The sequence below is a fragment of the Rhodococcus sp. T7 genome, assembly GCF_009872365.1.
In the GTDB taxonomy this organism is placed as follows: Bacteria; Actinomycetota; Actinomycetes; order Mycobacteriales; family Mycobacteriaceae; genus Rhodococcus_F.
The window spans coordinates 22,314-34,774 of record NZ_WXYH01000321.1; the positions used below are offsets into that span (position 1 = coordinate 22,314).

A 12,461-nucleotide genomic window follows, 5' to 3' on the forward strand; every position below is an offset into this window, starting at 1 on the left:
GTCAAGCCATCCCGCGCAGCGCTGGTGCAACCTCGGTGGCGAACCGCTCCACCGTCCCCCGGTCCACCGGTGGCCGAACCCCAAGCAGAAAGTCGCGCACTCCTGACTCGGTGTACGGAGCGAGCCGGTCCAGGCACTCCTCCGCACTGCCGAAGCTGACGTACTCGGGAAGATCCGGGCCGTGTCCGTTCGCATTGCGCTCGATCGCAGCGTGCGCCCTCACCGCCTCCGCTTGGTTAGAGGTGATCACGCAACGAAACGTCACAGAGCGGCGAACCTCCGCCGGCTTGCGGCCCTCCTGCGCACACAGATGGTCGAGCACGTCCACCTTCCGCATGTACGTCTCCGGCGCTAGAGCCGCACAGTTCCAAATATCGGCGTGCCGGGCTACCAGCTGCAGCGTCCGACACTCACCGGCGCCACCGATGACGAGCGGCAGCCGCTGCTGCACTGGGCGTGGGTTCAGGTACGCGCCGCGCAGCTTGTAATGCGTGCCGGTGAAATCCGCTGGCCCGCCTTCCCAGAGCAGGCGCAGTATCCGGCAGGTCTCGTCCAGCTGTTCGTACCTGGCCCCGAGTGTCGGCTGCGGAATCCCGTATTGCTCGAACGCCAGGTCGGCGCCCCCGACACCCATGCCGAACTCCAACCTGCCACCGCTGACCTGGTCGACCGTCGCCGCGATCGTCGCGGTTAGCGCGGGATGCCGCCAGACTGGAGGCGCGACGAGCAACCCGCAGCGGACCCGTGAGGTGGTCGCAGCCAACGCGGCGAGGAGCGTGGGTCCGTCGAAGCAGGGGCCGTCCGGGCCAAAGATCGGCGGACGGTAGTGATCGAACAGCGAGACCCAGTCGTACCCGAGTCGCTCCGCAGAGTGCCAGAGCGCTTGCACTGAGGCGAAGTCTGGATACTGCTGGCCGGAGTGAATTCCGACCCGGACCCGTTGCGGCAGTTGGTGGACCATCTCACGTTCCGCGTTCGGCGTCGGTGCGCCAAGTGTCCGGAACCCGTTGCGCTCGTACAGGTCCCTTGCGTGTGCGTTGCCTTCGTGCACGCGCAGCACGACCCGCTCGGCTGTGGTGCCCGCGACAGCCCAGTCAAGTACGGTGCGGACCAGCAGGTCGCCGACCCCACGCCCTCTGGCATGCGGCGTCACCCAGAGCGAGATCAGCTCGACCGCCGTGCCGCCGTCGATGAGCGCACCACTGACCATGCCAGCCGGCTCCCCGTCCACATCCACCGCGAAGTTGGCCTCGACGTCCCTCAGCCTGCCACGCCACCGTCCCTCTGTGTCGCAGTCGCCTTGCCAGTCGGCGAGTCGCGACTCGAAAGCGTGCGGGGACTCCCGCAACGCAGCCAGCCGCAGGACGCGCCAGACACGCCAGTCATCGGGCGAGAGTCTCCGGGGAGCAATCATCACTCACACGCAGCCCGGGACACGCCCACCGCGATCTCGGCCGGGCCGACGGCTCCGATGAAGCCGCCGTCGAGCGAGCCGACCAGACTCACCGACTCGGCCAGCGTCTCATGCGCGACGAACGCTTGGTGCGCCTTGACCGCAGCCAAGATAGACTCCGGCCCGGCGATGGCGAGCCGCACTCTGTCGGAGATGTCCAGCTCGGCCGCTCGCCGCGCCCGCTGCACGACCCGGATCACGTCTCGCGCCGTACCTTCCACTGCCAGCTCAGGCGTTACATCGGTGTCAAGCGCGATCGTGACCCCGCGCTGAGTCTCCACCACCCAGCCGCTGCGGGGCACCTCGGTCACGATCACCTCCTCCACCGTGACTTCGACCGACGTGCCTTCGAACTCGACGGTTGTGGTGCCGCGCTCGCGCAATTCCGCCACGATCCGCTGCGGCTCCACCCCGTGGATGGCGTTCGCGATCGCTTGCGTCCGCTTGCCATACCGCTTGCCGAGCACCCGGAAGTTCGGCTTCACGTCGACGTCGACCATCGCGCCCGCGGACTCCAGCGGGTCCAACATCTTCACGTTCAACTCCTCGGCAATGTCGTCCAGCAGCGCCCGCGGAAGGGCGCTGCCCGGCGGAAGTCCGACGAACGCGCGCGCCAGCGGCTGACGGATCCGCACCTTGCTGGCCTTCCGCGCCGCGCGCCCGGCCTCCACCGCGGCCCGCGCAGTCCGAACCTGCTCCGAGAGCATCGTGCCCATCAGCGCGACGTCCACCAGCGGCCAGTCGGCAAGGTGGACCGACTCGGCCGCGCCAGTCGCGCCGGGACGGATCACTCGCTGCCACACCTCTTCGGTGATGAACGGCACGATCGGTGCAAGTAAGCGGGTCAGCACATCCAAGCACTCGTACAGTGTGGACAGCGCGTCCTGGTCGCCTTCCCAAAACCGCTGCCGAGACCGACGGACATACCAGTTGGACAGGTCGTCGACGAAGTCGCCGAGCAGCCGGCCGGCACCCGCGGTGTCGTAGTTCTCCAGCCGCTCGTCCACCAAACGCGCCAACATGTGCAACTCGCCGAGCACCCAGCGATCGAGGATCGGCCGCTCCCCAGCAGGCGCGGCCGTTTCCGGTTTCCAATCGACGTGGCTGGCATACAAACTGAAGAACGACGCTGTATTCCAATAGGTCATCAACAGTTTGCGGGTGATGTCCTCGAGCGGTCCGGCGCCCACCCTGCGCGGTGCCCAAGGAGAACCGGAGCAAGCCATGAACCAGCGCAGCGCATCCGCACCGTGGGCGTCCATCAGCGGGATCGGCGCCAGGACATTGCCCAGGTGCTTGCTCATCTTGCGGCCGTCCTCTGCCACGATGTGGCCCAGGCAGACGACGTTCTCGTACGACGAGCGGTCAAAGACCAGCGTGCCTACCGCCATCAGCGTATAGAACCAGCCGCGAGTCTGGTCGATCGCTTCGCAGATGTACTGTGCCGGATAACGCCGGTCGAACTCTTTCTCGCTGCCGGCCACGTACGGGTACCCCAGCGCGGCGAACGGCATTGAGCCGGAGTCATACCAGGCATCAATCACTTCCGGTACGCGGGTCGCGGTCTGTTCGCATTGTGGGCAGGGGAACGTGATCGCGTCGATGTACGGCCGATGCGGGTCGAGGTCGGATAGGTCGGCGGTAGCAAGCTGCCCCAGCTCAGCGCGCGAGCCGACCGGCGTAACATGCCCGTTCTCGCAGCGCCACAACGGTAGAGGCGTGCCCCAATAGCGCGAGCGAGACAAGGCCCAGTCCACATTGTTTTCAAGCCAATCGCCGAACCGGCCGTGCTTAATATGACCCGGGAACCAGTTGGTTCGCGCGTTCTCGCGTCGCAGAGCCTCGCGCACACTCGCGGTGCGGATATACCAAGACGGCTGCGCGTAGAACATCAGCGGCGTGTGGCAACGCCAGCAGTGCGGGTAGGAGTGCTCGTAGCGCTGATACTCGAAGAGCAAGCCGCGGGCAGTCAGGTCGTCCACCAGGATTTGTTCCGCTGATTTGAAGAAGACCCCGCCGACCAGCGGTATCTCGTCCAGGAAACGACCGTTCGGCCCGATCGGGTTCACAACCGGCAGCCCGTTCGCCCGGCACACCGCAAGGTCGTCCGCGCCAAAAGCCGGTGCCTGGTGCACCAGCCCGGTGCCATCCGCCGTAGTGACGTAGTCGGCGAGCACGACCAGATGCGCATCCGGGACGTCGACCAAGTCGAACGGGCGCCTGTAGCGTAGCCCCGCCAACTCGGCGCCGCGGAAGCGAGCCAGCGGCTCAGCGTCCGTACCCAGTACCGCATCCAGCAGTGACTCGGCGACCACAAACGTGCCTGCGTCCGTGTGCACCAACGCGTACATGACCTCGGGATGGACCGCGACAGCGGTATTCGCGACCAGTGTCCACGGCGTCGTCGTCCAGATCAATAGTTGGGCGTCAGGGTGTCCGGCGAGAGGCTCCGTGAGCGGAAGCCGCACGTAAGCCGAGGGGTCCGTGACGGTCTCGTAGCCCTGCGCAACTTCGTGGTCGGAGAGCGCAGTGCCGCAACGCGGGCAATACGGAGCGACTCGGAAGTCCTCACTCAGCAGCCCATCGATGAAGATCTTCTTCAGCGACCACCAGACGCTGTCGATGTACTCCGGCGACATCGTTTTGTACGGGTGATCGAGGTCGACCCAATAGCCCATCCGCTGGGTAAGTTGCTCGAACTCTCCAACGTGACGCAACACGGACTCGCGGCACCGCGCGTTGAAGATGTCGATGCCGACCTTCTCGATGTCCGGCTTGCCCGACAGCTGCAACTCCTTCTCCACGGCCAGCTCCACCGGCAGACCGTGGCAGTCCCAGCCGGCCTGGCGAGGCACTGAGTAGCCCTTCATCGTGCGGTAGCGCGGGAAAACGTCCTTGAAGACGCGCGCCTCCACGTGGTGAGTGCCGGGGGAGCCGTTCGCGGTCGGTGGACCCTCGTAGAAGACCCAGCTCTCGCCGTCCTTCGTCCGGGCGAGGCTGCGCTGGAACACGTCGCGCTTGCGCCACCAATCGATGATTCGTACGTCCATCTCCGGGAGTTCCAGCCGCGTCGGCATCGTGCTGAATGGCGACGCAAACACGTTCCGTTCCGCCATCATCAGGCTATTCTTCCTTGCTTCGTCGACCCGCATGAGCAATTACGCACATTGGCGCCGCTCACTCGCATTAGCCAGGTTGTGCATCGGGTGGCGGTCGGTGCAGTGCCCACACAGGGGCTGACAAGGATGACCTTCACCCGAGCTCCGCCCGTAGACTTCACCAGTTGCACTATCTACCTGGACATCGAGTGTGGAACCGAGCCCACTGCCGCGGAAGCGAGTACCGCGCCTTTCCGGCCTCGGTATGGACGTCGCGGTCCACTTTGACCTGCTTTGAACAGCGGTGTTGTTCATCGCCCAGCCCTATGTGTCGTCGGCACCACTCTCTGGCGGCCGCGCCGTGTCTTGGTCATTCCGGATGGCCAGTTCGTGCACCGTCGGCGCCTCAAACAAGTCACGAACATCCACCGGAGTGCCCAACGCAGCACCAAGATGCACGGCGGCCTCCATCGCCGACAGCGACTGCCCGCCGAGTTCGAAGAAGTCGTCATCGATCCCCACGCGCTCCACACCGAGCACCCCGGCGAACACCCCCGCCAGAGCCTCCTCGACCGGGCCTCGCGGGGCACGGAACTCACGACTACCGAACTCCGGCGCCGGGAGCGCCCGCCGGTCGACCTTCCCGCTCACCGTCAACGGCAACCGATCCAGAACCACCACCGCCGCCGGCACCATGAACCCCGGCAGCCGAGCCGCCGCGAACTCCCGCACCTCACCCGCAAGACGTCCGCCACCGGCATCGATCGCCGGCACCACGTACCCCACCAACTGCCTGCCCCCGCCCGCAGAACCATCCGGAGCCTCGCGGGCGGTCACCACCACCTGGGCCACCGCCGGATGCGCCAACAGCACCGCCTCGACCTCCCCCGGCTCGACCCGGAACCCCCGAATCTTCACCTGAAAATCACCGCGGCCAATAAACACCAACCGCCCCGCCGCATCCCACCGCACCAAGTCGCCCGTGCGATACATCCGCTCCCCGCCCCCCCCGAACGGGCACGCCACAAACCGCTCCGCCGTCGACGCCGCCCGACCCCGATACCCCCGGCCCACACCCGCACCCGCGATATACAACTCCCCCACCACCCCCACCGGCACCGGCACCAAACCCGCACCCAACACGAACACCCGCGTGTTCCCGATCGGAGACCCGATCGGCACACGCGTCACATCCGCCAACCCATCCGAACCCCGTATCGAATAGGCCGTTGAGTTGATAGTGGTTTCCGCCGGGCCGTAGGCATTGACCACCGTGATCTGACGCTGGACCTCCACCAGCCGCCGAACAGCCGCAGCCGACAACGCATCACCACCGGCGCCCACCTGACGCACCGAACCGAAACAACTCAAATCCCCCTCAGCCAGCAGCTCGAGCAACGGGGTCGTCACGAACACCGATGTCACTCGATGCGTGGTGATGACCCGTTCGAGTACCGCAATATCCACCGGCCCCGGCGGGGCGATCACCAACTCGGCGCCACCGAGCAACGCCGGCCACAACTCATAACCCGATGCATCGAACGCAATCGACGTATGCATCAGCATCCGCCGCCCCGGACCGTCCGGCCACCCGTGCAACGCCGAATTGACCACACTACGGTGGCTGATCGCGACCCCCTTCGGGATGCCCGTCGACCCGGAGGTGTACATCACATACGCAAGATGGTCCGGACACAACGCGCCGAGCCGATCCGCATCACAGGGGTCGACCTCCCACCGCTGTCCACCGCTGTCGAGGTCGACGGCATGCAGGTCCAGACGCGGACGGGGAATGTCGGTGTGCGGCAACACCGCGGCGGTGGCGGTGTCCGTCAGCACCACCAGTGGGTCGGCGTCATCGAGAACGAACCCGATTCGCTCACTCGGATAATTCGGGTCGATCGGCAGATACGCGCCGCCCGCCTTGAGGATCGCCAGCAACGCGATCACCAACTCCGCCGACCGTGGTAACGCCACCCCCACAACGGATTCTGGGCCGACGCCCCGCCCGATCAACAGCCGCGCCCACCTGTTCGCGCGAGCATTGACCTCCCGATACGTCCACTGTTCATCGCCGCACGTCAAGGCCACCGCATCCGGTGTGGCCGCGACCTGCCGCTCGAACAACCCCGGGACCGTCACCTCCGGTATCGCCACCGCGGTCTCGTTCCACGTCCGCAACATCAGGGCACGCTCGGTCGGCTCCAGAATGTCGAACAGATCGATCCGGCCGAGCCGATCGGCGACGACCCTCTCCAACAACCGCACATACCGGGCAGCGATCCGCTCGACCGTATCCCGATCGAACAGGTCGGTAGCGAACTCGATCGACCCCACCATGCCCTCCTGCCGGCCGCGTGCGGGGGGTGGTTCGGTCAGGTTGAAGGACAGGTCGAACTTCGCGGTCCCGGTCGGGGTGGGCAGCGGGGTCAGCTCGAGCCCGGGGAAATTGACATCGGGGATAGGGTTGTTCTGCAATGCGAACATCACCTGGAACAGCGGATGATGGGCCGTGGAACGGGCCGGGTTGAGCAACTCCACCAACCGTTCGAACGGCGCATCCTGATTCTCGTACGCCCCCAACGCCTTGCCCCGGACCTGGTCGAGCACCTCACCGAACCGCGGATTCCCCGACGTATCGACCCGCAACACCCACGTGTTGACGAAGAACCCCACCAGATCGGTCAACGCGTCATCGGTGCGGCCCGCGATCGGACTGCCGATCGCAATATCGTCACCGCCGCCGAGCCCGCGCAACAACACCGCCAACACCGACTGCAACACCATCGACACCGTCGCCCCCCGGCTACGCGCCAATTCCTCCACCGCCGCCCGCAGCTGTGGTGCGATCACCAACGGCACCGTGTCGCCGCGGTAACTGGCCACCGGCGGCCGTGGCCGGTCCGTCGGCAGGTCGATGCATTCCGGTATCCCCGCCAGCTCCTGCCGCCAGTACCCGAACTGGGCGGCCAGCACACTACCCGGATCGGTTTCTTCACCCAGCATCTGCTGCTGCCACAATGTGTAATCGGCATACTGCACCGGCAGCGGCGCCCACCCCGGCTCGTGGCCCGCCCGCCGCGCCGCGTATGCGGTCGCCATATCGCGCGCCAACGGCGCCACCGACGCCCCATCGCCGGCGATATGGTGCATCAACATCACCAACGCATGATCCTCGAGCCCGCAGCGGAAAACCCGGGCCTGCACCGGAATCTCTGCGGACAGATCGAACCGGTACCCCGCCGCCACCGCCACCGCGACGGCCAGCCGGTCCGGCTCCACCATCTCCACCGGCACCTCCACCGGCACCCGATCCGCGGGCAGGATCCGCTGGAACGGCACCCCCCAGTCCTCGCCGAAGATCGTGCGCAGACTCTCGTGCCGCGCCACCACATCCCCGAACGCCGCCGCCACCGCCCCGGTATCCAATTCCCCTCGCAACCGCACCGCCAACGGAATGTTGTAGGTCGCCGACGGGCCCTCGAATCGGTGCAGGAACCACAACCGGGCCTGCGCAGACGACAACGGCACCGGCACCGGACGTTCACGGGCCACCACCGGTGCCCGCACCACCGAACCCTCCAACAGGCACGGCGCCAGTTCAGCGACGGTGGGGGACTCGAAGATCAGCCGGATCGGCACCTCCACCCCCAACACCGACCGGATCCGGGCCACCACCCGCGTCGCCGACAGCGACTGCCCGCCGAGTTCGAAGAAGTCGTCATCGATCCCCACGCGCTCCACACCGAGCACCCCGGCGAACACCCCCGCCAGAGCCTCCTCGACCGGGCCTCGCGGGGCACGGAACTCACGACTACCGAACTCCGGCGCCGGGAGCGCCCGCCGGTCGACCTTCCCGCTCACCGTCAACGGCAACCGATCCAGAACCACCACCGCCGCCGGCACCATGAACCCCGGCAGCCGAGCCGCCGCGAACTCCCGCACCTCACCCGCAAGACGTCCGCCACCGGCATCGATCGCCGGCACCACGTACCCCACCAACTGCCTGCCCCCGCCCGCAGAACCATCCGGAGCCTCGCGGGCGGTCACCACCACCTGGGCCACCGCCGGATGCGCCAACAGCACCGCCTCGACCTCCCCCGGCTCGACCCGGAACCCCCGAATCTTCACCTGAAAATCACCGCGGCCAATAAACACCAACCGCCCCGCCGCATCCCACCGCACCAAGTCGCCCGTGCGATACATCCGCTCCCCGCCCCCCCCGAACGGGCACGCCACAAACCGCTCCGCCGTCGACGCCGCCCGACCCCGATACCCCCGGCCCACACCCGCACCCGCGATATACAACTCCCCCACCACCCCCACCGGCACCGGCACCAAACCCGCACCCAACACGAACACCCGCGTGTTCCCGATCGGAGACCCGATCGGCACACGCGTCACATCCGCCAACCCATCCGAACCCCGTATCGAATAGGCCGTTGAGTTGATAGTGGTTTCCGCCGGGCCGTAGGCATTGACCACCGTGATCTGACGCTGGACCTCCACCAGCCGCCGAACAGCCGCAGCCGACAACGCATCACCACCGGCGCCCACCTGACGCACCGAACCGAAACAACTCAAATCCCCCTCAGCCAGCAGCTCGAGCAACGGGGTCGTCACGAACACCGATGTCACTCGATGCGTGGTGATGACCCGTTCGAGTACCGCAATATCCACCGGCCCCGGCGGGGCGATCACCAACTCGGCGCCACCGAGCAACGCCGGCCACAACTCATAACCCGATGCATCGAACGCAATCGACGTATGCATCAGCATCCGCCGCCCCGGACCGTCCGGCCACCCGTGCAACGCCGAATTGACCACACTACGGTGGCTGATCGCGACCCCCTTCGGGATGCCCGTCGACCCGGAGGTGTACATCACATACGCAAGATGGTCCGGACACAACGCGCCGAGCCGATCCGCATCACAGGGGTCGACCTCCCACCGCTGTCCACCGCTGTCGAGGTCGACGGCATGCAGGTCCAGACGCGGACGGGGAATGTCGGTGTGCGGCAACACCGCGGCGGTGGCGGTGTCCGTCAGCACCACCAGTGGGTCGGCGTCATCGAGAACGAACCCGATTCGCTCACTCGGATAATTCGGGTCGATCGGCAGATACGCGCCGCCCGCCTTGAGGATCGCCAGCAACGCGATCACCAACTCCGCCGACCGTGGTAACGCCACCCCCACAACGGATTCTGGGCCGACGCCCCGCCCGATCAACAGCCGCGCCCACCTGTTCGCGCGAGCATTGACCTCCCGATACGTCCACTGTTCATCGCCGCACGTCAAGGCCACCGCATCCGGTGTGGCCGCGACCTGCCGCTCGAACAACCCCGGGACCGTCACCTCCGGTATCGCCACCGCGGTCTCGTTCCACGTCCGCAACATCAGGGCACGCTCGGTCGGCTCCAGAATGTCGATAGCACGGACCGCGCCGCTCGGGTTGGCGGTGACAGCACGCGTAAAGGCCACCAACAGATCGGAATAGAGCCTCAGATCCTCTCCGCTGTAGATTGCGCCATTCCCGTCGATCTCGATACGCATGCCGTCGCTGCCCCGACGGTCGTAGTAAACGGAGATCGACAGGTCATCGACCGGCCCGAATGACACGCCGCGCATGACCGCGGAACTACCGGCAAAATCTAGCGACCCAAAGAACGGGATGATGTTCAGGACCGGACCGAACCGATTCTCGACAGAACCCGACAACCCCATGTCGCGCCGGATATCGGAACCCTGATAACGACAATGCCGCAGAATCGAGAGAATCTCGGCACCGACCCCGCGTGCGACATCGACGAACCGCGACCCCGGCGGGCACTTCACCCCCAGCGGCACCGCGTTCGCCATCATGCCCGGCGTCGACCTCGCGCGCCCCACCCGATTCGCCACCGCCAACCGCACGACAAACTCCGGCATGCCCGATATGCGGTGAAGGAAGCCAGCCGCCGCTGCCGCCAGGAAAGCTGGCACCGGCACTCCCATGGATTCCGACGCCTCCGCCCACCGGGTGAACTCATCGCCCGAGACCGACACGCTGCAATGCAGCGTCACAAGATCAGGCGAACTCCGATCACCCAGCAGGCGAAGGGGCTCCGGCAACCCAGCCGTGTAGTCCCGCCAGAACTCCCTGTCCCGCGTGAAACGGCCCGAGCGCCGATAACGAGCGTCCTCGGCATTGATCAACTCCGGTCCGCCAAATCCAGACTCAGGAATTGACGCCCCCGTCGCCAACGACGTATATACCTCTGCAATGCGACGAGCAAGAATGGCTACACCAAACCCGTCCATCACGAGATGGTGAGACACAGCGAACAGGAAATATCGGAAATCGCCGAGCTTGATCAAACCTGCTCGATAAAGTGCGTCCCGTTCCAGGTCGAAGGGCTGGCCGACTAAATCAGCCATCGATGCCCGCGCAACCGATTCCGGATCGACGTCACCACTGACATCGACGAAGAAGGGGTTCCATTGATTAGGGTCGCGCGCCACCTGCCGAGGACCATCCACGTCCTCCACGAAGTTCACAAGTACGGATTGCGCTTCACCAAGCACCCGCCGCAATGCCGTATCCATCACCCACCGATCGATCTCGCCGGAAACATCCAGATACGCTGAAATATTGTTCGGCAGACCTGGCACCAACTTCTGCGCCAGCCAGAGATCCTCCTGTGCGGACGAAACCCGAATCAAACCCGGCACCGTCCGGGGAACTTGAACCGGCGACGCGGGCGAGCCGTCCATGCTGACCACCTCTCACCTGGATGGGAGCGCTCCATTGTCGAATGCATCGCCCCACTTCATAGCGCAGAATTGGGTGAGTTATGCACTACATGTCCGATGGCTCGTTCGATCGTCGATGAACGCTTCGGATCCCTTCACTCTCGCCCGCAGCCGAGGAGGAGACCAGCCCCCCTAGGGGTGAAATCGACAGACCCGAGGGTGACTATTCCCTCCTGGTGGGCAAGACGCGTCGGGCGCTGGACTCGACGATCCTCGACGACGCGGTGGTCGCCGGGGCCCGCGTCACCCAGTTCAACGCGGTGGACCGGAATCGCCGTCCCTGATGCGCGGCTGACGGATGCAGGCTCTCGGTGACTCCCGCCAGCTGCAGCGGCGAGTTCCTCGACACGCTGGCCTCAACATCAAACCGTCCCACGACGACGCATATCGAGAACTGCCTCACCGCCGACGTTGCACCGTCGACCACGGGAAACGGTGCACCGCCCGATCTTGCGGCGAGCCACCCGAACCGATTAGCGTGCATACCGACGCGGTATACATCGCCGCAGTAAACGTGAGAGCGGCAAGAATGACTGAAGACTCACAACATGGGCCTTGACGTCCGCCAGGAAGACAGAGCCCACTCCCGAATCGTGGTAGCTCTTGGCGTCGAAGCCTCGCAATCTGCCGCTATCTACGCGGAGCTAACGGGACGCGTAGCGGGGCCAGTTTGTTCTTCCCCACTGGAGATCGATGCCACTGCGACAGCTCTGGTCGTGACCACCACGGAACACGTGGGCACGGACCTACTCGAGGCGCTGTTCCCTCGAGGAACCCAATATGGGTCCGCCCCCGGAATAATATTCGCACGGTCACCCGCACAGTTGCGGTCGCGGGTTCGAGCCGTCGCAGCAAAATTCCTTGACAGCGACAGTTCATCAGGTCCCATCATCGAGTTACTCGCGGATACGGCGCTCGATGATGTTCCTATCGGCAGGCGGCGGCTCATAGGGGGCCACGCAGCTCGGCAGGTTATTCGGGACACCGTGACGAGTCCATCGTCACTGCTGTGCATAGTGACAGGCGGCGCCGGATTTGATCTGAACCTAGGCAACGGGCTTTCTCTCTGCGATTCGATTCTTGAGAAGGGGCGTTCTACAGTCGGAGCCCCCTGCTGC

3 protein-coding genes are annotated in these 12,461 nt (G+C 65.6%); all 3 read right to left on the minus strand.

All coding sequences use genetic code 11. The features are described 5' to 3' along the window. Position 1: 1 nt before the first annotated feature. Positions 2-1,414 carry an LLM class flavin-dependent oxidoreductase gene (locus MLGJGCBP_RS25005; RefSeq protein WP_007297348.1) on the minus strand — a complete coding sequence of 471 codons (1,413 nt, stop codon included), beginning with the start codon at positions 1,412-1,414 and terminating at the stop codon, positions 2-4. Further along, positions 1,414-4,605, minus strand: a complete 3,192-nt coding sequence (gene ileS / locus MLGJGCBP_RS25015; RefSeq protein ID WP_236581354.1) for an isoleucine--tRNA ligase — start codon at positions 4,603-4,605, stop codon at positions 1,414-1,416. The genes MLGJGCBP_RS25005 and ileS overlap by 1 nt, the downstream gene beginning before the upstream one ends. Before the next feature lie 270 nt (positions 4,606-4,875). After that, positions 4,876-11,304 carry a non-ribosomal peptide synthetase gene (locus tag MLGJGCBP_RS25020; protein ID WP_160098817.1) on the minus strand — a complete coding sequence of 2,143 codons (6,429 nt, stop codon included), beginning with the start codon at positions 11,302-11,304 and terminating at the stop codon, positions 4,876-4,878. Positions 11,305-12,461: the final 1,157 nt, after the last annotated feature.